Source organism: Companilactobacillus sp. FL22-1, from assembly GCF_043951805.1.
Lineage (GTDB): Bacteria > Bacillota > Bacilli > Lactobacillales > Lactobacillaceae > Companilactobacillus.
The window spans coordinates 15,072-38,952 of the sequence record NZ_JBINJY010000016.1 but is presented as its reverse complement, the minus strand read 5'-3'; the positions used below and the strand labels follow the sequence as shown (position 1 = coordinate 38,952).

The following is a 23,881-nucleotide window of genomic DNA, read 5'->3' as shown; positions in this document are numbered from 1 at the left end:
TTGCCATAATCAAAAAGTCGTCAAAATTAAAAAAGAACTCGAATCCGCTCATTTGCTGATGCAAAAACAACTGGGCTTTAACCCAAAAACAAAAAAGAATGAACCGAATCGCTTATATCTGTCCAAGCTCGATGTGAAAGCAACCGATGTCTATTTACGCGGTGAAGATAGCCCAAAAGTGTCTCAAACCCTTGCTACAAGCGGAACTGCAAAAAGTGCAGTTAATCTATATAAAGAACCTAAAGAAAAAGATAAAGATAGATACAAGATAGATACTCAAAAATTAAATTTTTCCACAGCCAATTTCTCACCAGCAGAAATTGAAAAACAAAACAAGGATTTGGTGAACCATGCTAATGACTTCTTAACTGATGAAGACAGTGGCTTACCCGTTTTCTTAGAACCAGAAGCCGTACCCCACAACAAATGCGGCGCTTCATTGGCATTATCTTAAATGCTAAGTACCGAGTTGAGAAAGATCACAAAGATATTGGTGTCATAATCCCACTTGATGATGAGGAACTGAAACCTTTAATGACTAAAGCCTTGAGACGCTACTTTAACGCCCTGAGAAGCAATGAGAAGCACATCAAGAATGTTGAGAACTACTTATACGGCACCATGCAAAACCTCTTTGGCGTTTGGTGGAATAAACAAGCGGCTAGAGAATATGCGGCCAAACACCCCGAAGAAGAAAAATCGGCCGACAACGATAACAGTGGGTTGTACTACTAGTCCTAAAAGGCTACAAAATTCTTTCTAAGCGATTTTAAGACTTACTAACCTAATTTAGCTTAAGTTAGATTTAAATGGTTTAAACATAAGAATAGGGGCTTTTAAATGAGTGTCAGAGCTAACCAGGCTAACCAGCTCAAAAGTTCAGCCTTTAGATCAACACCAAGCTCAAGTGATTTGAGGCCAAGGATTTATCTATTGATAAGGTACTCAAAAGGTAGTACAATGGTAGTAGCAAAATAAAGGAGATGAGACAATCATGGCAGTTAAGGAAAAGAAACGGGTCCAAGTCAAGATTGATAAAGATTTGGCCGATGATACCGAAGCAATTTTAAGCGAATTGGGCTTAAGTCCAACCACGGCCATTAACATGTTTTACAAGCGGATTGTTGCTAATGGTGCTTTACCTTTTAATGCGTCTTTAAGCGAAGAAGAAAGAGCTAATTTACGCTTTTTAAAGGCGACCGAAGGGGCACCAGTCACCGAGTTCAAAGACGCTAAAGAGGTCGCTGATTGGCTCAACGATCCAGATGAGGACTAATGACTTAGTCAGCCTATACGTTAGTTTTGTAGAAACTAACGGTGGCAAGTCTCGGCCAGTTTTAATTCGTCGGGTATCAGAACAGAAGGTCGAGGCTTTTAAAATTACTAGTCAGTATGAAAAGAAGTCGGCTTATATCAAGCAACAATATTATCCGATTCAAGATTGGCAATCCGCTGGGTTGAAGAAACCTTCCTGGGTCGATCTTGGTAATATTTATCGCTTTCCCAAAGCCGGTTTAAACTTTAAAGAAATCGGTCATTTAAGTAAGCTAGATCAAAATAAAATTTCAGATTTTACGCTTGACCTAAAATCAAAAAGAAGAGGTAAAGGTCAAAAGATAATTCAACAGCGATCAAGTAAAAGGAAGCACAAAAAAAGTAAAGCAGAGCTTACACAAAGAATTCAAAAACAGTTAAAAGACTTTGCTAAACACAATCCAGAAATTAAGCCAAAAAACAATCCTGAAAATAAAAACGATCGGCCTAGTTATTAGGTTGATCGTTTTTTAATTTATCCGGTTTATGGGCGTTAACATAGTCAGCAAATATTTTTAAAAGTTCTTCGGTTTGTTCGACCGAGAGGTTATTAGCTTGGAAGTACTTTTCTAATAAAGCCCCTTTTTGAATTAATCGGCGAGAACGGTCTTTGCGGGCTTGCCGATTTTCATAGTATTTAGATTGCCGTAATTTAAAATCTTCCCGCTCAATTTTTTGTTTTAAACGCGCTTGTTGCTCGACTAGTTTTTCATATTGATTAGACATGGAATTTCCCCATCTCGTATGGCTAATGATCTACGGACTTTACCTTTAAAAATTCAGAAAATTGCTTAGCTAAAAGCTTAATCTGATCGTTAGACAAATTAGCATAATCTAAATTGGCTTGACTGATGATTTGTTTACCTAGCCGTTGTTCAATCTTATTTTTTTCGTCCTTAATTTTTTGATTAAGGGCTTTTAATTTAGCTTCTTGTTTTTCTAAGTTGCTTTGAGACATAATGATCCCTCCAATCATATTAGAAATAATCACCGACACTATATCATAAGGGAAACGTTAAGTCAAAGTATAAAAGTTGAAATAGCGAAGCGGAAGGCATACACTAAGTTAAAGTTAAGAGAAACAGAAGACCGAGTGAAACGAGGTCAATGCGCACTTACACATAGAATAAATTCTATGTTGTGCTAACCCCCCAAAAACCTGTATTATAAGTCGCCGATGTCGACAACAGAAGAAAACCCATAGAATCAAAGTAAAGAGGTGAATAACATGGCAATATTTCATATTAGTTTTAGTAATATTAGTGCTGGAAAAGGACGAAGTGCGATTGCCAGTGCGGCTTATCGAAGTGGTGAAAAATTATTTGATGATAAAGAAGGTCGCCGATATTTCTATGCCCGATCGGTAATTCCAGAAAGCTTTATTTTAACCCCCAAAAATGCACCAGAATGGGCCAGTGATCGAGAAAAATTATGGAATGAAGTTGAAAAGAACGATCGTAAATCAAACTCACGGTATGCGAAAGAATTTAACGTGGCTTTACCGGTAGAATTAAGTGAATCCGAACAGAAGGAATTACTGACAAAATATGTGCAAGAAAATTTTGTCGATCAAGGTATGGTAGCTGACGTAGCAATTCATCGCGATCACCCAGACAATCCGCATGCACATGTGATGTTAACCAATCGCCCATTTAACCCCGATGGTAGTTGGGGATTAAAAGCAAAGACGCAATACATTAAAGATGAAAATGGCAAGCAACTTTTAACCAAAAGCGGGTTTCCAAAACAAAGAAAAATTTGGTTGGTTGATTGGGATAAAAAGGAAAAAATTAATGAGTGGCGGCATAATTGGGCAACAAGTGTTAATCAGTCTTTAGCACAAAAAAATATTCCGGATCGGATTAGTGAAAAATCGTTTGTCGATCAAGGGATTCAAGAGACACCTACCCAACACGAAGGCATTAACAGCCAAAGAAAAAATCGAAAAGTATTTAATCAACAAGTTAGAGCGCAAAGAAACGCTCAAGCTAAATATCATAATCTTGACGAAAAGATAAGAAATCATGAACATTTTGACGCGTTAACTGACGAGCTATCGTTCTCTGAAAAACACACAATTAGTCATCTAAGTCAGCAATTGAAAACCTATGTCGATTTAGAACATTTAGATGATAAACAGCGCATGCTATTTAATTGGAAAAACAGCTTATTAATTAAACACGCGGTTGGTGAAGATGTAACTCAACAACTACTGACCATTGACCAGCAAACGACATCACTAGCACAAGCTAATCAGTTGTTAAATAAAGTGGTGGAACGAGCAACGAAAAAGCTTTATCCGGAACTTAATTTTGAACAGACAACCGCCGCTGAACGACGGGAACTGATTAAAGAAACTAATAGTGAACAAACGATTTTCAAAGGTAGCGAATTGGCAGAACGGTTAGCGGATATTCGAAACGACTTACTGACCCAGCAATTATTGACGTTTACCAAGCGGCCGTATACCAGCTGGCAGTTAGTTAATCAGCAGGCCCAAACAATTGAGAAGCAATTAACCACGGTACTAGCCAAACATGGTCACCAGTTAGACGATTTGAAGCATACTGATCGGGGCATGCTAGCCGCTTATCAACCTAACGAACTCGAATTCATTTCTAAAGCGGTGAAAAATTTACGGGTCATGCGGGAAGTTAAAGCCGTGGTGCAAACTCAATACAACAGCATTCTAACGACTGCTTTTCCGGACAGTGACCTCGATAAGCTAGAGACGATTGACAAGGAGCAAATCTATACCGCTGTGGTTTACTATGACCCAGAATTAAAGCCATTAAGCGCCAATGATCTTAGTCAATTGCAACAGCAGCCACCGGTAGTCTTTACTAGTCAGCAACACCAAGCTGGTTTGAATTACCTGTTAGGTAAAATTGAATTAAAAGATATTCAGAACCACCGATTACAACGGGTCTTAAAACATGATGGCACTCGGCAACTGTTTATCGGCGAATGTGGCCAAGATCCTAAGTTGGATCACAAACAAATTGAAATGGTACAAACCCGTTTGAAACAACAGGCAATGCGGTTTGATCAATATAAGCAAGCTCAAGTTAAGGACTATCAGGCCATTAATTACCACCCAACTAGCTCGAAAAATTATCTGATGAATATTTTGGACGAAGCCTTAATGACCATTTTATATGCGAAAAATACGGACTATCTAAGAAAGCAGCAACTACGTGGGCTAAAGGAGACCGAGTGGGAAATGACGAAAAAGCAACGGCAACACCAAACTCGAAACCGGCATGAAGATGGGGGCATGCACTTGTAATCTAAATGTAAAATTAAAAGTGCACCAACGTGCTCATTTAATGGTACAATGAACCCATAATATAGGGAAAGGAGTATTCACATGTGACAAAGAAACAGGAATGGTTTAGCTTAGCTCAAGCTAGTCTCAAGCTTGAACGAGGTAGTACGTACGTGAGTGTTTGGTTAAGACGGCACCCTAACGAGTTGCCAAGTGAAATGCTCATGGAAACGGGCAAAGTTAAATTAATATCTGAAGATGGCATTGAATGGATTAAAAACCACATAAAAAAAGAGGGCGTCCTCGTAAGCAGTGAAGTTGCTAACGGGGATCAGCACCTAGAACCGCAACTTCTAGGTGTCACCCTCCTAATAATCCATTTTACCGGGCGGGTTAGGGGAAAGCTAGTTGTTTAGCGTCCCTAACGCGCTTTTTTTGAGGAGGTGATTTAATGAAAGTAGAAAGCTGGCAAGGCATTAATGGCAAGTTACTACATGATGACCAAAAGGCGATTGTGGTTGATGACGACCAAGCACTAACTGACCAGAAGCAGCTACAAGCGATATTAGATCAAGACGGTCAGCCAATCGATGAAGTTCGGCAAGCAATGATTAAGAAGACCGTTAAACGCCAGTTGAAGACTGAGCCGTTAAAGCTTAGTGGTTGGTTTAATCGCCACCAAGACAGTCAAAATGCTAAAAAGGCCGAAAAATTGGTAAGTGATAAACCGACTCATCAATATAAGCAGATCAAAAATGAAATGACCTTTTTTGGTGAGAGTTTCCTGGAAGGTTTCTTAGGTTTCTATGGCTTAGAAGTTGATAACGCCTTAGACCGTTACGAACATAATTTGCATGTCTTAGAGACCCAAGAATTAGGCCAGTCAGAAAAAGAGTATTACTTAGCCACGAGTGAAAACGGCCGCGTCAAATTAGCCACCGATCCATTACCAAGCCAGCAAATTGCCGAGGAACAAATGAACAAGTTCTATCAGCGTGAGCCAGAAGAAACGCAGGCAGAACAAGTTCAATTACGGTCATCAGAAGACGAGGGAAAGGAGGAATAACATGAAGTTCAGCAAAGTAAAAGCGCTAGCAACTACTGGAGCTACTGCAATCTATTTGGGCTTGATGAACGCCCAGGTTGTTTTGGCGGCGGACGGTGGCGAAGTTAAAAGCAAGCTAACCAGCGCTGGTAAGACGATTCAAGGTATTTTAACTGGGTTGGTCGTTTTAGTCGGGATTTGTGTCGCACTATTTATTATTATCAAAAGAATGCCTGACGCAGACGATCCGCGAGAAAAATCAGAGGTTTATCACGCGGTTGGTCGGGTGGCTGGTTTAGTGGCCCTAGCGGCAGCGATTATCTGGCTATTACCTTGGGTTTACAGCCTATTCACTTAATTTAAAAAGGAGCCTGCCAAATGAAGAAAGGAAAAGAATTTATCTTCCCAGAGAACGTAGATAAAGATTACGGGATCTGGAAAGACTACACCTTGAAGGATTTTGGCTATGCGGCGCTGGCAGGACTAGTGGGCTTAATTTTTATTGCGATCCCACCCTATGGTCTGATCTTAGTCCTGATAAAAATAGTGATTGTTGTCTTAGCCATGACGATTGTCATGGCTATTTTAACAATTAGGCCAGTTGCGGCGCGGAAGAATATTAAAGTGCGGGATAACTTTAAGTTGAAACGCCACTATGCCAATGGTCAGAAACTGTTTTATTTAAAACCGAAGAAGCGAGGTGAACTAAATGCGTTTGAAGAAGAGCAAAACCGCCAATAAATCAGCGAAACTCGATTGGGATTACCAACCGCCTAAAATCAATTATGGCAAAGAGACCATTGATGACATGAGCTTGGTGGTGGGTATGTATGGTAATTACGAAGTTACCAAAACGGGTAATCTCGTTGGCATTTTGGAAGTTAGTGGGATCAACCTTGATCTACTTAATGAAACCGAACAACAGGACGTTTTTGAGGACTATGGCGCGTTTCTCATGAGTACCTTAGGTGAAGGCGTTGATGACACGTTACAGTTCTTAGAGCCAACGATTACCGTCAATATGACGGCTTATCTCAATGGTCTCAAACGGCGGTATCTCGCCTTACAAAAAGGCCACCCGGAGCAACAGTTCAAAATCCAGCTCATAGCCAGTTACTTGGATCACTTTACTAAAGTCCAAGAATCCAAAAACATGACAACTAAGCAACATCTGCTAATCGTTAAGGTACCGATTAAAGACAAGAGCGTTAAAAGCTTAAAATTAGCCGTCACTCATTTAGACGAAAAGATCGAACAGGTTAAACGAGACATTGAAAATGCGTTAACGGATTTTGATGTGACGGCCAAAGTTTTGACTAGTCAAGAAGTCCAAGAGATTTTAAAGAACTTGATCAATTTTAATGGATAGGGGGGAAACAGGATGAGTTTTGGTGATAAGGTCATTGATTTATTTATGCCAACTAAAAAAGAGCATAACCAAGGCAACAGCGACCAAACGGGTAGTAAGCCTAAACCGGAGATTGAGGATTTTACCAAGCTGATTGATCGCGACAGTTTGCATTCACTATTTCCGTTTAGCTGGGAACAGTACCCCACCTACGTCCAGTCGGGCGAGAATTTTATTCGGGTGTTAGCGATTGCTGACTATCCCAAGCGGGTTTACGGCAACTGGTTGTCAGAATTGAAGCGCAAAAAAGGCGTTATCGATATTGTGCAATATATCGACAGCGCCAGTAACAATTCAATGATTACCTATTACAAGAAGACGATTCAAAATAAGGAAGCGCAGAAGCTCAATACGTTCGACCCGTATAAAAAGAAAATTCTGCAAAACTATATTGATTCAGCCAACATGCAACTAGATAAATACCTCGATAATTCTACCACATTTGTGTACCAACATATGCTGATTTATCTGCGGGCCAACAATTTAGCAGAATTAGATGACTTAACCGAAAGCGTTAAGAATACGTTGATTAAACTACAAATGAAGCCCTTAGTGCCCGTTAAAGCGACTTTCCAAGCATTTTGGTCAACCATGCCAATTAACGAGAACCTCATGGGGGATTACACCTATAAAGAGAGTAATACCGAAGTTGCCAGCAGTATGTTTCCTTTTGATGACGCTGAAATTCTGGACTTAAAACCGAGAAGCGATATTGAAGGAGTTAACAAAGATACCAACAGCTTAATTGCCGTAGATATGTTGGATCGCAACAAGACCCTAAATCAAAATCAAGTGATTATCGGGACCTCGGGGGTCGGCAAGACCACCTATATGATCCAAAAAATCCTACGCTACGCCATTCAAGACTATCAACTCTACATTATTGATCCAGAAAATGAATATACCAAAATTGTCGAAGCCCTAGGTGGGGCAGTCCTGCACCTAACTTCTAATGCTAAGTACAAAATTAACCCGCTACAAATCTTTTCCGAAGAAATCTTAAGCGCCGATGAAGCGGTCACAAACCTCGATTTACTAGTTAAAGATAAAATCCAGCGATTAAAGGGGTTCTTTGAAGTTCTTAAAACCGGGATTACCCAAGTTGAACTGGCAATCCTTGATGATGTCGTTAAACAAGCTTACGTCAACAGTGGCGTTTTGAAATATAGCCGCTTAAAAGAAATTAAAGACGATCAGTGGCCGACCTTATCCAATGTTTATGACGAGTTGGAAAAATTGGCAGATAAGGACGCCGACAAATTCAATCGGGTCAAAGACTTCTACTACATCTTAGGCAGTTATACCCATGGTTCTAACAGTTTATTTGACGGCCATACCAACGTTAACTTAAAAGGGAAAATCATTTCCTTTGATTTAAAACCGCTACAAAGTGAGCAGGAAGTCCAATCAGCCGCCTATCTGAATACTTTCCAGTATCTATGGGACGAAATTACCAAAGATCGGCATAGCCGCAAGAAATTGTTTGTTGATGAATTTCACTTTTTGACCTTGCACAAAGCGGCCGCCACCTTTTTCCACCAAGCATACAAGCGGTTTAGAAAGTACAATGCCGGAGCGATTGCCGGAACACAGCAAATTCAAGATGTAATCGAGGGCACGACAGATACCGGGCAGAACATTGGGGAAGCAATTATTGGGAACTCCTATACCAAAGTATTCTTTGGCCTTGACGGTAAAGGCGTTGATGATGTGATTACCAAATTGCGTATGACGTTCTCGGATAAAGAAAAGAAGCTACTAGAACGTCGTAGACAAGGCGAAGCCCTGATGATCTATGGTAGCCAACGCGCCTTTATGCGCGTCGAATTGACCGAAGAAGAATTACGACTAATCGACCCAGAAGCTTACCAAGAAAAATACAATCGTGAGACAGCCGAACAACCGGATTATCAAAAGCGCGTGATCTTAACTCCCAGTGAAATTGACGCTTTAACTACCACCGAGGAGGAAGGAGGGACTTTAAATGAGTAAACCAAACCAGTTATTGAATATCGAGGTTGGCACCTTCAAGCGACAGGGAAACCAGTTAGTTCTCGAACTCAATCACAATCAGTTTCGATATGACCAGTTGAGTGAGCTAAACGAATTAAAACAAACTGATTCCAAGTTCTTGCAGTTAGTCAACGTGGTTGAGCAAGGCCAGAAGGTCGTTTTAACTTATACCTTGCCGGATAAGGTCAGATCATTAAAGGAATTACCGCAGGAAAATAAGGCGATCCGGTCAGCGATTGCCAAGGAAATCATGGCGCAACATGTGGTTAACGATAGCCAGTATCGTATTGCCTTAAACCCAGCTAATCTGTGGTATTACCCCATGCAACATGTTTGGTACGCTTACCGGGCCAATGAACTTATGCCTTATGATGACAAACATAGCAATTTAGCTAAATACAAAGCGCTGATTCTATTTTGTTTGACGGGGACACCCTATGAACGGCTACTAAGCAATCCTAAAGAAGCCCTAGCTAAACACCCGGACGACTATTTACAACAAGTAGCTAACGCTACGTCGTTAAATGAGTTAACGGAAGTGGTTAACGGCATTGAGGACTTTGTGAGCTATCACGAATGGCAGGAAGTTGAAACGGCCCAGCAGAAAACCAAACAACGTTTATGGTTGAGCGTGGCCGGAGTGGCGATTGTGGCCGTTTTGGCCGTCGGCTTAGTTCATAAAAGTGACGAACGAAAGTATCAAAGCTTAGCTAACCAGAACCAAGCCCAGGTCACGCGATTAAAATATAGCGGTCAAATTCAGACCGCTTTAAATGATCACCAATGGTCGGAAGCGCAAAAAGATATGAAACGGGCCGGCTACCCTGCAACTAAGCAAGTCAGTGTCTTTTTAAAGCATGGTCAGTACCAGCAAGCTTTAAAGGTTGACCCAAGCCAGTTGAATAAGGTTGTCAACACGGCTTATGCCAACAAGGATAGCGGGCAGGTTGCCAAGTGGGAATTACCAACTAAGGCGACAAGCAAGCAAAAAGACCAGTTGAAGCTTGAAAAAGCGATTGTTAACTACGATACCAATATGCTCAATAACCAATTATCCTTTACGACGAACGGTGATGTTTTATTGAGAATGGGGCAAGCTTTCCTCGCCCATAACGATACGCAAGACGCCCAGACCGTCCAAACCAAATTAGCCGGCGTGAACAGTCCTAAAGCTAAGTATTTAAAAGCCCTGTTAAGTCTCAATGCCGCTAAGAACGAAGTTAGCGACGCCCAAAAGAAGTTAGATGACGCCAACAAGATTGATGGCAGTAAAGATAAGGACAAAGACAAGAAGGTGGATTCGGCTAAGTCGGATTTAAAGAACGCGCAGAGTGACCAATCAGCAGCGCAAAAACAAGTTGATCAGGCCAAGCACAAAGTGGGTGATTAAATGCAGGTATTGTCATTTGAATATAAGAAAAAGAAGTGGAAATTGATTGCTTATATTGTGGGTGGCACCATTCTGCTAATCATCTTGTTAATTGCGGCAGTAACAGGTCAATTGCAAGAAAACGGTTGTGATAATTCGACTACCACCACCCAGACCCAGCTTGATAGCAAGGATATGACAACCAATGCTAAAAATATCTATGCGCACTGGAAACAGAAGTATGGTGCCACCCCACAAGCGGCCGCCGGTATATTGGGGGTCTTACAACTAGAAAGTCGCCTTGATCCTAATTCGGTTAATTCAAGTTCCGGGGCCACGGGCTTAGCCCAGTGGTTAGGCGGTCGAAAAGATAAGCTGGAAGATTTAGCCCACAAAGAAAACAAATCAGCGACCAATCTCGGGGTACAGTTGGATTATCTCGACCAAGAATTGAACAGTAGTTACTATGCGTCAAACAAGCAGATTTTTAAATATACGGACGTGCATAAAGCGACCAAATCTTGGTTAATGGATTACGAGGGTATGAGTAAGAACCCGGAACAATGGTATTTAAGCCAAAGATACGGGTATGCCGATCACTGGTATTCCGTGTTCGGGGCGAGTGATCCCGTGGCCGGTAATACCTTAGACAATGCGAGTTCAGGCGATCTGACCGAGCTAGGTTGTGATAGTGACCCGGGCTATTCCGGTGGGAGTATCGTCAAAAATGCGGAAAGTATGAAAGGTGACTTCTACTATGTGCAAACCCACCCCAACCCCGATTTAGGTAGCGATTTAAAGAACCCTAACAAAACCGGTGGGACGGATTGTTCGGGCTTTGTCTGGTTAGCGCTTAATAAAGCTGGTTACAAGGTACCGGCCAACATGGGCTGGTTTACCGGTACGATGGCAAGTGACGCCAAAGGCAGTCATCAATATCTGAAACAGATTAGTGAAAATGACGCGAAAGCCGGCGATATTGTCATCGTCAATCAAGGTGTGGGAGCCGGCAACAACGGGCATACTGCCATTCTGCTAGGCAAATGGCAAGGCAAAGCCACCAAGATCATTGAGCAAGGTGGTACGGGTGACAAAGTTAACGAAAGCACCTTTGGCACCGCCTTTTATAGCTTACTAAGTGGTAGCGATGTGACGTTAGCTCGGCCAATCAAGAAGTAAGGAGGACGAGTAAATGAAACGCAGCATGGTTTTAAGTATTGCGATTGGTAGTTTGATCTTAGTCATGTCATTAGGGGCGAATGCCTATCAACATAGCCAAGTTAAGCAGGCGCAACAACAGATCAGTCGCTTACAACAGCAAAAGCGACAAGTTAGTCAGCAATTGACTAAAACCAACCAACAAAAGCAGTTATTGAGCACCCAAATTGACAGTTATAAGACCTACCAAAATAATAAAGACAAAAGTCAGGCTGAACTTAGCTTTAATACGGTAGTCACCAAGTTCTTTAAGGTCATGAATAACTTTAAGCCCAAGACCTACGGGCAGCGTAAAGATGGCGTGAAAGACTTGATTTCCGACAAGCTATATCAGCAATACTTTTCAAATAAAGGCACGTATGGTGATAGCAATAGTGTTTCAGCCAAGTTAAACCAACTGAACCTGTATACGCAAAGCAAGCAGGGGCAAAACATGAAGGGCTTGGCCGTCGTCAGTTATGAAAGTAAGAGTGGCGACAACGACTGGCAAAAGGCGACGGTGCTTTATCAAGTGACTTTCGATACCACCACGAATCGAATCACCGCAGTCCAAAACTTAGGCAGTAGCTTCAAAGCCAGTGACCTTAATTAAGCGGGTTGGTAAGGCCCTAGCGGTAATCGTGGTGGTTTTAGCCGTTAGCGGGTTTACTGGTCATCAATACGTCAATCACGTGGAAAAACAGCGGCCAGTTGTGACGCTGGCTAAGCACCCTGAAAAAGTGTTGTTCTTCTATCGTGATGATTGCCCGGATTGCCAAGCTATTTTTCATCAGATTTATTGGCACAACGCAATCAGTCACAACATCGTCTTGATTAACATGAATCAACCGCAGAATCGGCACTACATTCAGCAATATCAATTAACGTCAGTACCAACCTTGATCCATGGTAAGCAACGGTACACCGGCACCAACCAACAAAGAATTAAACAGATAGTAGGTGATTAAATGAAAGACAAATTATTAAACAGCGTTAAAGTCAGCTGGCCATATCTACTAACGCTAATCATTGGCTTGTATTTAGCGGAGATTTTAGCTGGATCAGTCATGGCCTTGTCGCACTATAAGCTAACTTTTGCAGATCATATGCCAACGGTGTTAAAACAATTAGCTTTACACCCCTGGCATTATTACAACTTGTATTTGGGCCAAAAGAACCCAGTACTAATTATTGTCAGTGTCGCCGTGATCCTATACACCATCTATTTTGCCTTGAAACGAAATAGCAAACATAAAGCTTGGGAAACTGCGGACACTGAAACCCACGGGAGTGCGACCTGGGGTGATCTAAAAGAGTTGAGTGAACATTACTTTAGTATCAATGCTAAAGACCTCACCACAGCGTTTAACAGGAGCACTACAACAGAAATATTAGAGGCATTAACAAAACAAGAAACACAATCCAAGACAGACAAGTGAAAGGAAGTAAGAAGCATGAACAGACCAGATTTATTAGTACGAATAGTTACGATCATCACGTTGTTAATTGCAATAGTTTTGTTTCTATTTCAGGGTTGGAACACACCTACTTTTGTATTTACAGTTATCACAGTCATTTTATCTTTCATTTATCAGTTAATCAGAATACAGATGAAAAAGAAGTAAATCAGAAAAGTCATCTAAAGCTAACCACATTGGAGGTAAACGCATGAATGGGACAATTTTAGGAATCGTAGATAAACAGATTGTTTACCAAAATAACAGTACCAAACCCAATCGGAATATCTTTGTGGTTGGGGGCCCAGGATCGTATAAGACCCAATCAGTCGTGATTACCAACCTGTTTAACGAGACAGAGAATAGCATTGTTGTGACCGATCCCAAGGGGGAATTATACGAAAAGACGGCCGGAATCAAACTGGCCCAGGGTTATCAAGTACATGTCGTCAACTTTGCCAATATGGCTCACAGTGATCGCTACAATCCTTTTGATTATATTAAACGGGATATTCAAGCTGAAACCGTGGCAACAAAGATCGTGCAAAGTGAAAATGCCGAAGGCAAAAAAGACGTATGGTTCAGTACCCAGCGGCAACTTTTGAAAGCATTGATCCTATTTGTGATGAACCACCGTGCGCCCGACCAAAGGAACTTGGCCGGTGTAACGCAAGTCTTACAAGAAAACGATGTGGAGGCCGAGGGAAAGGGCGCAGATAGTCCGTTAGATACCTTGTTTCTTGATTTAACCATGACTGATCCAGCGAGACGCGCTTATGAGTTAGGGTTCAAAAAGGCCAAAGGCGAAATGAAGGCCAGTATTATTGAAAGCTTGTTGGCGACCATCTCGAAGTTCGTTGACAAAGAAGTGGCTGATTTTACCAGCTTTTCGGATTTTGATTTAAAAGAGATTGGCAACGACAAAGTTGTGCTGTACGTGATTATCCCCGTCATGGATAACACTTATGAAAGCTTCATCAATCTGTTTTTCTCACAATTATTTGATGAATTATATAAATTAGCGGCCGATCATCACGCTAAATTGCCCCACCAAGTCGATTTTATCCTTGATGAATTTGTCAATTTAGGGAAGTTTCCCAAGTATGAGGAGTTCTTAGCGACGTGTCGGGGATATGGCATTGGTGTGACGACCATTTGTCAGACCTTAACCCAACTACAAGCCTTGTATGGCAAGGATAAGGCCGAGAGTATCTTAGGTAACCATGCCGTTAAAATTTGCTTAAATGCCGCTAATGACGTGACCGCTAAATACTTTAGTGATCTGTTAGGAAAATCAACCGTAAAAGTGGAAACCGGTAGTGAGAGTACCAGTCATAGCAAGGAAGAAAGCCACAGCAAGAGCGATAGTTACAGCTATACGAGCCGTTCGCTCATGACACCCGATGAAATTATGCGTATGCCCGAAGAACAGAGCTTATTAATCTTTAGTAATGCGCGACCAGTCAAAGCGACAAAAGCGTTCCAATTTAAACTATTTCCAGGAGCCGATCATTTGGTTAACTTGTCACAGAATGATTATCAAGGCCAACCAGAAGCCAGTCAAGAAACCAACTTTAAGAATAAAGTAGAAAAATGGAAAGCAAAATTAAAGGAGACTGCTCAAAAAGAAGTCGCAAACAAGATGTCTCAGAAAGAGGAGGAGCAACAACAGGACAACCTAGACAGCGATTTAGAGAGAGTTTCAAATAAAGATAGTCAAACAGAGGCGCCAGAAGAAGACGACAACAACTTATTTGGATAATGGAGGGCATATTAATGAAAAAATATCGCAAATATATAATCGCCGTGATGACAGTGTTACTGATTGCTGTTGGTCTAACCGCTTGTGGGAAGTCTACAGCACAAGATTTGCAAAGTCACCAGTGGACGTTTGCTTCTAGCAAAGATAATGGTATGGCCGCTACTGCAAAGTTTTCAAAAAGCAATCTAACACTTACCCAAGCGGGATTTAGTGAAGTGTATGAGTACAAGTTGCTTGAAAGCAAGGGCAATGAACAAATTAAGTTCATTGGTAAAAATAGTGTCTCAGGTAGCACAGAAACACGACTGTTTAAGATTAAGAAGCAATCAAACAAATATAAACTAACACCAATTAACACACTAGCTAAAAGTGATACTGGTACAGTCTCACTTATTCCCAAATAGACAAAGGAGGGATTTAAAATGACAAATATCATTCAATCAGCTATTACACACTTTTTTGAATGGGCATTATCTGGTTTGTTGGACGGTTTATTCAACATCTGCAAGGCCATTATTGACCAAGCCAATCAAAGCTTGCCAGTTGTTAAAACGTGGTATGCCATCTTCCTGTCCTTTGCGACATCGTTAGTCGTTGTGGTCGTCCTTGGCCGCATTGTGATGACAATTCTAAAAGAGGCAGATGAAAGTACCGATGTTACTTGGGCTAATATCATCATGGACGGGATTAAATCAGCGGCCGTGATTCCGGTTCTCGTGTTTTTACAGGGCTTTATTCAAGGTTCAATTACCTTGCCCCTGCTAAAGTATATGTTTAGTTCTGATCAGAAATTCACTGCTAAATCAATTACCGGCATGAATAAAGTTCCTGGGCTAAAAGATGTTGGCATTTCGCTACCCTTACAGATTTTGTTTCTGCTAATCTTCACTGTCGTAACCGTCGTGTTCTTTATCAAGATGTGTGTGTTTGTGGCTGATATGGCTTGGTATAACCTGACAATTCCTTTAGCTGCAATGAGCATGGCGACCGAAAGCTTTGATTACAGTGGCACGTGGTGGAAGAAGTACATTTATTACAATGCTTCTATTATTAGCCAGGTGCTTTGTATGTCACTATCAGTATGGTGTTTCACTAATATGGCTAAATACGGGTTTATTGCTTTTATTGCTTCAATCGGATTCGGTTTTCTGGTGGTCAAAACACCTGACGCCGTTAAAGACTTTTGGGCTTCAACCGGTGTGACTAAAAGTGCTGGTATGGGTGCCATGAGAATGTTTCAAAATTATTTCCGTAACTACTAGGAGGAAAAATAGTTATGAAGAAAATCGCACACTGGTTATTGGAAAAAGCCAAAAAAGATATGCGAACCGATCCTTTTACAACACCTTCACGGCGGACTAAGTTGTCTTACTATTTTGATAACTTAGTTAGCATGGTCTTCTATATAATGGGAATTTACCTCATGTTAATGGATTTATACCAAGAGCTTTTCACGGCGAACCATACCGATTTTTTAGGAACTGCGCTAATGGCCTTAGTTTTACTGCTGGGTGGCTTATTATTCCGTTGGTCAGCCTATGCAGATTTCAAAGCCATCAACCGGTATCAACAATATTTAAAGCAACAATCGATAGAGCAACAACAAGAATTGCGACGTGAAACTTGGTTGAAAGCAGCTGAACAAGGTAAAACAGAATTAGAACAGAAGCTTAATCATAAGGAGTGAATGAACATGACCACTGTTATCTTAGCTGAAAAACCCAGTCAAGCCCGTTCATACGTCCAAGCCTTTCAAAAGAGCACAAAAAAACAGGGTTACTATATGGTTAGTGACCCTGTTTTGCCCGAGAATACGCTTGTCACGTATGGTCTCGGACATTTAGTTGAACTAGCCACACCGGATAAATATGATCAGAAATATCAGCAATGGGCCTTATCTAATTTACCGATTTTTCCCGATAAATACAAGTTTGTGGTGTCAGCTAGTAAAAAAGATCAATTCAAGGTCGTCAAAGACCTGTTAACGAAGGCCGATACCATTATTGTTGCCACCGATAGTGGTCGGGAAGGCTCCAATATTGCCTGGTCAATCATGAGCCAAGCCCAGATTGATGTTAAAAAGAAGACCATTAAACGGCTATGGTTGAATAGCTTGGAAAAAGACGCCATTATTACTGGGTTCAAAAATCTTGGTGATTGGCACAAAGACTATTTGGCTTATAAAGAAGCTCAAACCCGGCAAATTAGTGATTGGTTGATCGGTATGAATGGTAGTCCCTTATATACTTTATTGTTGAGGAAAAATGGGGTGCGTGGGGTGTACTCAATTGGTCGCGTGCAGACGCCAACCTTGTATATGGTCTATCAAAGAGACCAGGCAATCAAAAACTTTAAGCCGGAACCCTATTTTGAACTAAATGCGGAAATTTTAGCTAATCAGCAAAAATTCGTCGCAAAATTAGACCCCTATCAGCGGTTTAAAGATGAAACAGGACTAATAACATTCATGCAAGCTAAGCACGTTCAGAAAGGCTCACAGGCCGGTTTAATCAAGGACGTCCAAAAACAAGACAAAAAGCGTGCTAGTCCCCAACTATTCTCACTATCCAGTCTGCAAAGTGCCATGAATAAACGTTATCACGCCAGTGCCAGCCAAACCTTAGCGGCCATTCAAAGTTTATATGAAGCCAAGTTGCTGAGTTATCCCCGAACGGATTGTGCTTATATCACTGATGAAGAATTTGATTATTTAGTGGCTAATCTGACGAAGTATCTGGGTTTGGTCTCTAAGCCAGTCGCTTTAACCAATACCACTCCGAACAAACGCTATGTTGATGGGAAAAAAGTTGAAGAACACTATGCCATTATTATGACTAAAGTCGTGCCGACGAAAGAGAAACTAGCCAGCTTGCCTAAATTACAGCAACAAGTCTATGACCTGGTTTTAAGGACGACGTTAGCAATGTTTGCTGACCCGTACGAGTACGAAGAAACCACCATTATCACTCAGGTTGGCGACACCAATTTTAAAGCAACCGGTAAGGTCCCAACTAAGCAAGGTTGGCAAGCTTTATTTGATGATCACAAAGCCGAACAGCAAGAAGCAGCAACCTTACCGCTCGTTCACCAAGGCGATCAAGTCCAAGCAAATCTGCAAACGCCGCAAAAAGAAACGACCCCGCCGGTACCATTTACCGAAGGTACCCTGATTACGGCCATGAAGACGGCCGGTAAAACGCTTGATGATGAAGCAGCCCAGGCGATTCTCAAAGACGTGCAAGGCATTGGAACGAGTGCAACCCGGGCCAATGTGCTGGAAGTGTTAAAGAAGCGCGGCTATTTAGTTACTGAAAAGAACAAGCTCCACGTCAGTGAAGCGGGGATTACTTTATGTAAAGCGGTTGAACTCGAACCCTTGCTGACTAGTCCGGAAATGACGGCTAAATGGGAAAAAGCGTTACAACAAATCAGCACCGAAGAACGCACCCCAGCTAACTTTTTAAGTCAAATTAGGAAGTTTGTGGCTAAATTAATTGCTGATGTACCGATCCAATTAGCAGGAAATGCAACGATCAAACAACAAATTAACCATCAGAATCAGGCACAAAAATCCGCCGAGGTCTTCTTAGAAACCCCACAAGCCACCGTGTTAAATAAGCCAAAGTTTTACATTGTAAAGCCCAAGCAAGGGGAAGACTTTACCTTACCCAAGAAATGGAGCAGTAAGACCCTCGGTAAGACCGCGATTAAAGCGTTGGTCACTAAAGGAGAAACCAGCAAATTAAAGGGATTCAAAAGCAAAAAGGGGAAGTCGTTTGACGCTAAGTTAAAGCTTGACGGTGGCCATAAATTAAGTTTTGACTTTGATTAGACCTTACCTACCGCCTTAAACGATGTTCCAGTTGGTGAACCCGTCATTTAGATTCACTTTTACAAAGCCAAAAGTAAACCTAAACAACGGGTGAGATTAGCAAAGCAAAGGAGATTATCAAATGAACAATGAATTAGCAGTCACTGGTAGCGAATTACCCGTTTTGCAGACTAAAGAAACCTACAAGTATTTAAAAGAAATCACTGGTAATGGTGCTTATTATCAAGTCGCCTGGCAAAAATTAGCCGACGGCTACGTTGCTCTTTATGGCACAGCCCCGATTCAAATAAGATCGGTACCAACCCTGAACGATATTTTTGAAGATGAGGAGGGGTAGACAATGCCAAGTAAAGCAGACGTTAAAGCCTGGAAGGCGCAATTAGTTGCCCAAGCCGAACAGCAAATTCTAAAATTAACCGATAGTGATCAATTTAAACAGTATCTTAATACCTTGGCTAAATTCCACCAGTACAGTGCTAGAAACATTGACTTAATCTATGCTCAAAATCCGCAAGCGACCCAAGTCGCAGGCTTTAAACAATGGCAGACTGATTTTAACCGCACCGTTAATAAGGGTGCTAAGGCCATTCGAATCGCTGCCCCGATTATTAAGAAAATAACCCCCGCTGATCAAAAGCGACTTGATACCACCGACGAACGCGCCATTGTTGGTTATCGTTATCTGCCCATCTTCGACGTAGCACAAACTAGCGGTGCTCCAGTCCTAAGTGCTAAAGATTTTGTCAAAGGAAACTTGGCCGATCATCAGAATGTGACGAGCTTGTATAACGCGTTCAAAGATTATTTAAACCAACAAACCGATCTGCAAGTCAGTGAGGCACCCTTAGCGAAACTAAATGGAGCTAAAGGGTACTTTCAACCTAGCACTAATAAAATCGTCATTGGTGGTGATGAACCTGACAATGCCCTAAAATTAAAGACGTTGTATCACGAATATGCGCATAGTCAGCTTCACGGATTAAAATCAGCCTTTAAAGATCGCCCACGAGCCTATCAGGAAACCCAAGCCGAAGCAGTCGCATATGTTGCCATGCAAAATATTGGCGTTGATACCAGTAACTACTCACTTGGTTATGTGGACACCTGGGCTAAGGATAAAGCTGTGATCCATAATGCTTTGAGCGAGATCCAGCAAGTGAGCAACAAAGTGATTGCGCTTAGTGACGGATTAACCAAACAATTAGGCCTACAGGAAGCGCAAAAAGATCCTGAACATGATCTAAAAAAGCGATCAGACCAGGAACTTAACAAGTCGTATCAAGGCTTGCAACAACAAATTAAGCAAGCGACTGATCCCCAACAAAAATCAGAACTAAAAAACCAGTTAAATGATGTTCACCAAGAAATAAGTAATCGAACGCAAAAACAGTTGCAAGATTTTGTGAGACAAAATCCAAAGATCACACAGCCAAGACAAAATGAACAACAGCAAATAAAGCGTTAATAAAAGACGGAGAGCTAATTTTTATAGTTTCTCCGTCTTTTTGTATGCCAAATTGAAAGTTTCTTGTTTTGGTCAACCGTTATTATTTGCTATAGATAAAATTCTGTTCAATCGTGGTGTATGATTTCACAAGATCGTTACGTAAACTTTAAAGTTTTCATTTACTTATAGGTTAAAAGGCGTTAATATGTGGGCGGGAGATATTGGTTACTCTCTCAGACTTTTTGTGATTTGTTTCGCTTTACTTTGTCGCTTGAATGAAAAGAGATGACTAACGTGAGAGTTCAAGAAGTTGTAGACACTCAAAAGGGATTTGAAACTCCTTTTGAAAGTGGCGTAACAGTTTGGTGTTGCCTGTTTTGTTGCTGCTGTTAATTTCTAGCAGGTGGCGTCCGTGTAAATGGGTGCCACCTGTATTTTTTTAAATTAAAATCAGATATAACCAATGCATAATAAGGTCGTGAAAACAATGGATTTAAGTAAGAAACTATTTATAAATTCACAAGTTGAACTTGCTACCATGAATGATGATGTTTTAGTCAAAACTCCATTTAAAATCTACAAATTAAGTGGAGAAAACGTTAAATCAGAATTAATACCAGCTCTTCCATACTTAGATAAGGGCATCAGTTTACAAAAATTAATTAAGCACCTACCCATTAATGATATAGAAAGTTTTCTCAACGCCGTAATCACTCCTATGGTAAATAGAAAGTGGCTCTCTTTCGAAGAACGAAGTAGTACAGATCCTAAATTACTCAATAAGAATGCATTCATCAGTCTTGGTTCTGATGGAGAGCAACTGCAACACTATCTGCAAACAAAAAAGGTTGCCGTGATTGGACTGTCCAAATTTGCGAATGACTTGGTCAAAAACTTGCACCGCTATATTTCTAATGTTTGTTTATTTTTACCTTCAAATAGACAATTAGGGCAAGCGTCGAACTATTATGAATACAATTTAGAAAATTTAGATGAGTTGTTCGAAAGCTTGGTAAAATATGATCTTGTTATACTTACCGAATCAAAAGAAAACTCGCATTTTGAGAAACAAATAAATCGCATTGCTATATCACATGGTGTCAGGGTTATGTATTCGAGCACCAATGGGTTTAACATTACTATTGGGCCTACTGTAATTCCACATAAAACAGGCTGTTTAGAGTGTCTTCAATTTAGAAAACTGAATAACAATTCTTTTTCTAAAGAGTTTATGGCATTCAATAAGGGAACTAGCTATGGCACAGCTCCCTATGATGGTGCTAGTGTGGACGTCAATACCAAAGATATGATGTCAAATATGATTACACTTGAGGCAATACGCCTCTTTATGCTTGATAAGAATCTTTACAAGTCGAAAATCACTTTAGAAATGCCAGAAACATTGAATGCCATTGTAGAATTTAATTCTTTTACCAATACCCTAAGCACTAACTCATTTTTGAAAAACCCGAGATGTGTTGCGTGTGGAGAAGACCTATACTTAAATCCTGAAATTAAGCCATGGATGGAAGATTACACCTATCCTGTAAAAGGGGAGCGTAGATAAAATGATTCAAGACCTGATGATTCGAAACTACCCATTTCTGGATGCAAATATATGTAATAAAACTACTGGATTAGTTTCTGACATCTTTCAATGGACCCCGGAACCAGATGACCCACGTGTGTTTATGGTAGCAGCTAAGACAGCACAAAAAGACGTCAATGAACATGTTATGCCATCGGAGATAAACAGTGGCGCAGGGTTGAGCCTGGAAAGTGCTTATCGCTCAGCAGTTGGAGAAACAATTGAACGGTATTGTTCCTCTTTTATACACGATGACCTTTTGTTAAAGTCATTCAATGAATTGCCAGATCGTGGTGCAGATCCCAAGGACTTTGCTTTTTATGCAAAAGAACAGTACAAGGAAAAAGGATTCCCATTTGCGGAATTTACACGTGATACTGTAGTTGCCTGGACCAAAGCAACAAATCTTGCTACAGGAGAAAGATCTTATGTTCCGGCATCGTCGGTGTATCTACCATACTTTTTCAAACCAAATGAAGCGCATACATGGATCTGTGTTTCAACCGGATTGGCATCGTCTAAATCCATGGTGGATGCAATACTGCGTGGAATTTACGAGGTCGTTGAAAGAGATGCTATTTCAAATATGTGGTTTAACCATTTATCTATGCCACAGATTCATTTAGCTGATGATACTTACTTAACTAACATCTACGAAAAACATATGAAAATTCCAAATTGTGAATATCATCTAATAGATATGACAACTGATACAGGAATACCAAGTGTCTTCGGCGTCTTAGATGAACATGGCAGGGGGAGCTTGGTGGCCGCTGCATCAAACTACGATCCCCGAAAAGCAGTTCTAAAGACCCTGATTGAATTGAGTCAAGGAAGGATCTCATGGAAAACTGATTTTGTTAAAGGGGTAGACAGAAAATTTAATGATGATTTTTCGGATATTAGGGATTTCAATTCACGGGTAGAGTTGTATACAATTCCAGATATGAAGAAACATATAAAATTTGTCTACGGTTCTAAAAAAAATAGTAGTATTCTCAAAAAAACATTAACAAAGCAGGATTCAAGTAGCTTATTATCAACCATTGTTAAACATATTGAATCCATAGGGTTACATGTCTATGTTACAGATCTAACCCCCCCGGACATCAGAAGTGCCGGTTACTGCACAGTACGGGTAATAATTCCTGGAATGACTGAAATTACTAATGATTCCGTATATCCAAGATTGGGAGGGGAACGGCTTAGAACATTACCAGTCGATTTAGGATACAAACAAAAGCCAACAGCATACGACAATTTTTATAGGATTCCACACCCATTTCCATAGTAAAGGAAGTCGAATGATGAGTATAGTTAAAGAAAATGAGAGACTAGCTAATCAGGCAATTTATGAACATAACAATCCTTCGATAGCTGAATTATTTCATGAAAACACAAAATTAAATACGTATACATTAAAGCAATTACAGTATTCGTTGGCGAAAGCCGTATCAAATCCTGATTTTAAACAAGCATCACTTAATGATGGGAAGAGTTATCCCACACTGGAACGAAAGAAGTTAACACCTCGGAGATCCTTAAACGGAAACATTGGTGATGCTATTTGGAAAAGGAGAAGTATCCGGAAATTTTCACCGAAAAACATCAGTTTTGAAACGATGTCAGATCTCCTCCAATACTCCTCGGGAATCAGTCACATATTAAAAAAAGAAAATGACAGTGTAACAGGATTTCGGACCTATCCTTCCGGGGGTGCACTATATCCGTTGGAAATTTATCTGGTCATAAATAGAGTTTCTAATCTGTCTACAGGAATCTATCATTACAATGTTAGATCAAATTACCTAGAGATTATATCAACAGGAAACTTACAGGAACAAATAGATAAGTTGCATATTAGAGATCAATTAATTGAAGAATCAGGCATAACCATATTAGTAACCGCAACTTTTAAAAGAACCACTTATAAATATGGAAACCGTGGCTATCGTTTTGTATTAATGGAAGTGGGGCACCTTTTTCAAAACATTGCATTGGTGGCGGAAGCACTGAATCTTGGTACGTGTGACATAGGTGGGTATGAGGATGACGAACTTAATACACTTCTACAAGTTGACGGAGTTAATGAAGCAGTAGTGGGCGAAATAGCGGTTGGTATTCCCAGTCCCTTTGGCGACAATACGATGCCCGGCATATATCATGAATAAGCTGAAATAA

At 40.7% G+C, this 23,881-nt stretch carries 27 protein-coding genes and 1 pseudogene; 26 read left to right on the top strand and 2 right to left on the bottom strand.

The features are described 5' to 3' along the window. From ACG72T_RS11950 to ACG72T_RS11935, 4 genes and pseudogenes are all read left to right on the top strand, one after another. Positions 1-454: pseudogene (locus ACG72T_RS11950) on the top strand (plasmid replication initiation protein); the annotation flags it as partial. Continuing rightward, a complete protein-coding gene (locus ACG72T_RS11945) occupies positions 427-735 on the top strand; it encodes a hypothetical protein (RefSeq protein WP_003599254.1) in 309 nt (102 codons plus the stop codon). The pseudogene ACG72T_RS11950 and the gene ACG72T_RS11945, both read left to right, overlap by 28 nt. A 259-nt stretch (positions 736-994) precedes the next feature. Further along, on the top strand, positions 995-1,276 hold the full coding sequence (locus ACG72T_RS11940) for a type II toxin-antitoxin system RelB/DinJ family antitoxin (RefSeq protein WP_395266357.1): 282 nt from the start codon (positions 995-997) through the stop codon (positions 1,274-1,276). After that, positions 1,266-1,772: a hypothetical protein gene (locus ACG72T_RS11935; RefSeq protein ID WP_395266356.1), complete on the top strand. Its 507-nt coding sequence runs from the start codon at positions 1,266-1,268 to the stop codon at positions 1,770-1,772. Before ACG72T_RS11940 ends, ACG72T_RS11935 begins: the two co-directional genes overlap by 11 nt. Here ACG72T_RS11935 and ACG72T_RS11930 read toward each other — a convergent pair. Continuing rightward, a complete protein-coding gene (locus ACG72T_RS11930; protein ID WP_395266354.1) occupies positions 1,762-2,040 on the bottom strand; it encodes a hypothetical protein in 279 nt (92 codons plus the stop codon). The genes ACG72T_RS11935 and ACG72T_RS11930 overlap by 11 nt on opposite strands. Before the next feature lie 22 nt (positions 2,041-2,062). Continuing rightward, positions 2,063-2,290, bottom strand: coding sequence for a hypothetical protein (locus tag ACG72T_RS11925; protein WP_076639168.1), 228 nt, complete (start codon positions 2,288-2,290; stop codon positions 2,063-2,065). A 252-nt stretch (positions 2,291-2,542) separates the two neighbouring features. On the opposite strand from ACG72T_RS11925, the gene mobQ reads away from it, so the two are divergent. The 22 genes from mobQ to ACG72T_RS11815 all read left to right on the top strand — a co-directional run bounded on the left by mobQ (position 2,543) and on the right by ACG72T_RS11815 (position 23,871). Further along, positions 2,543-4,603 (top strand): MobQ family relaxase, encoded by a 2,061-nt coding sequence (mobQ, locus tag ACG72T_RS11920; RefSeq protein WP_395266353.1) that lies wholly within the window; start codon positions 2,543-2,545, stop codon positions 4,601-4,603. Positions 4,604-4,686: 83 nt separating this feature from the next. Continuing rightward, a complete protein-coding gene (locus ACG72T_RS11915) occupies positions 4,687-4,998 on the top strand; it encodes a hypothetical protein (protein ID WP_076662029.1) in 312 nt (103 codons plus the stop codon). 35 nt (positions 4,999-5,033) lie between these two features. After that, positions 5,034-5,648: a hypothetical protein gene (locus ACG72T_RS11910; protein WP_395266352.1), complete on the top strand. Its 615-nt coding sequence runs from the start codon at positions 5,034-5,036 to the stop codon at positions 5,646-5,648. A gap of 1 nt (position 5,649) precedes the next feature. Then, on the top strand, positions 5,650-5,985 hold the full coding sequence (locus tag ACG72T_RS11905; protein ID WP_024855764.1) for a CagC family type IV secretion system protein: 336 nt from the start codon (positions 5,650-5,652) through the stop codon (positions 5,983-5,985). A gap of 20 nt (positions 5,986-6,005) precedes the next feature. Further along, the gene (locus ACG72T_RS11900; RefSeq protein ID WP_035457693.1) at positions 6,006-6,368 is read left to right on the top strand and encodes a hypothetical protein; all 363 of its coding nucleotides are present in this window, start codon (positions 6,006-6,008) and stop codon (positions 6,366-6,368) included. Further along, positions 6,337-6,996 (top strand): TrsD/TraD family conjugative transfer protein, encoded by a 660-nt coding sequence (gene trsD, locus ACG72T_RS11895; protein WP_395266351.1) that lies wholly within the window; start codon positions 6,337-6,339, stop codon positions 6,994-6,996. The genes ACG72T_RS11900 and trsD overlap by 32 nt, the downstream gene beginning before the upstream one ends. A 12-nt stretch (positions 6,997-7,008) precedes the next feature. Beyond that, positions 7,009-9,027, top strand: a complete 2,019-nt coding sequence (locus ACG72T_RS11890; protein ID WP_395266350.1) for a VirB4 family type IV secretion system protein — start codon at positions 7,009-7,011, stop codon at positions 9,025-9,027. Then, positions 9,020-10,438: a type VII secretion protein EssB/YukC gene (locus tag ACG72T_RS11885; protein WP_216747854.1), complete on the top strand. Its 1,419-nt coding sequence runs from the start codon at positions 9,020-9,022 to the stop codon at positions 10,436-10,438. Before ACG72T_RS11890 ends, ACG72T_RS11885 begins: the two co-directional genes overlap by 8 nt. Continuing rightward, positions 10,439-11,596 carry a phage tail tip lysozyme gene (locus tag ACG72T_RS11880; RefSeq protein WP_216747853.1) on the top strand — a complete coding sequence of 386 codons (1,158 nt, stop codon included), beginning with the start codon at positions 10,439-10,441 and terminating at the stop codon, positions 11,594-11,596. It begins immediately after the preceding gene. A gap of 13 nt (positions 11,597-11,609) precedes the next feature. Further along, positions 11,610-12,227, top strand: a complete 618-nt coding sequence (locus ACG72T_RS11875) for a hypothetical protein (protein ID WP_216747852.1) — start codon at positions 11,610-11,612, stop codon at positions 12,225-12,227. Next, a complete protein-coding gene (locus ACG72T_RS11870) occupies positions 12,214-12,582 on the top strand; it encodes a thioredoxin family protein (RefSeq protein WP_216780061.1) in 369 nt (122 codons plus the stop codon). The genes ACG72T_RS11875 and ACG72T_RS11870 overlap by 14 nt, the downstream gene beginning before the upstream one ends. Further along, positions 12,583-13,053, top strand: a complete 471-nt coding sequence (locus tag ACG72T_RS11865) for a conjugal transfer protein (protein WP_216747850.1) — start codon at positions 12,583-12,585, stop codon at positions 13,051-13,053. Positions 13,054-13,282: 229 nt separating this feature from the next. Next, positions 13,283-14,833, top strand: a complete 1,551-nt coding sequence (locus tag ACG72T_RS11860; protein WP_395266349.1) for a VirD4-like conjugal transfer protein, CD1115 family — start codon at positions 13,283-13,285, stop codon at positions 14,831-14,833. Positions 14,834-14,847: 14 nt separating this feature from the next. Further along, positions 14,848-15,237: a hypothetical protein gene (locus tag ACG72T_RS11855; protein ID WP_216780059.1), complete on the top strand. Its 390-nt coding sequence runs from the start codon at positions 14,848-14,850 to the stop codon at positions 15,235-15,237. Between the two features lie 18 nt (positions 15,238-15,255). Continuing rightward, positions 15,256-16,095: a conjugal transfer protein TrbL family protein gene (locus ACG72T_RS11850; RefSeq protein WP_265049668.1), complete on the top strand. Its 840-nt coding sequence runs from the start codon at positions 15,256-15,258 to the stop codon at positions 16,093-16,095. A 14-nt stretch (positions 16,096-16,109) separates the two neighbouring features. Next, positions 16,110-16,520, top strand: a complete 411-nt coding sequence (locus ACG72T_RS11845) for a hypothetical protein (protein ID WP_216780057.1) — start codon at positions 16,110-16,112, stop codon at positions 16,518-16,520. 6 nt (positions 16,521-16,526) lie between these two features. Next, entirely contained in the window at positions 16,527-18,665 is a 2,139-nt protein-coding gene (topB, locus tag ACG72T_RS11840) for a DNA topoisomerase III (RefSeq protein ID WP_395266348.1), read from the top strand. A gap of 121 nt (positions 18,666-18,786) precedes the next feature. Then, complete coding sequence (locus ACG72T_RS11835) at positions 18,787-19,002, top strand: hypothetical protein (RefSeq protein WP_057800964.1); 216 nt, start codon at positions 18,787-18,789, stop codon at positions 19,000-19,002. 3 nt (positions 19,003-19,005) lie between these two features. After that, complete coding sequence (locus ACG72T_RS11830) at positions 19,006-20,130, top strand: ArdC-like ssDNA-binding domain-containing protein (protein WP_105923086.1); 1,125 nt, start codon at positions 19,006-19,008, stop codon at positions 20,128-20,130. 469 nt (positions 20,131-20,599) lie between these two features. Then, positions 20,600-21,679: a hypothetical protein gene (locus tag ACG72T_RS11825; RefSeq protein ID WP_395266347.1), complete on the top strand. Its 1,080-nt coding sequence runs from the start codon at positions 20,600-20,602 to the stop codon at positions 21,677-21,679. A 1-nt stretch (position 21,680) separates the two neighbouring features. Beyond that, positions 21,681-22,991: a YcaO-like family protein gene (locus ACG72T_RS11820; RefSeq protein ID WP_105923084.1), complete on the top strand. Its 1,311-nt coding sequence runs from the start codon at positions 21,681-21,683 to the stop codon at positions 22,989-22,991. A 13-nt stretch (positions 22,992-23,004) separates the two neighbouring features. Next, positions 23,005-23,871: a SagB/ThcOx family dehydrogenase gene (locus ACG72T_RS11815; RefSeq protein ID WP_105923083.1), complete on the top strand. Its 867-nt coding sequence runs from the start codon at positions 23,005-23,007 to the stop codon at positions 23,869-23,871. Positions 23,872-23,881: the final 10 nt, after the last annotated feature.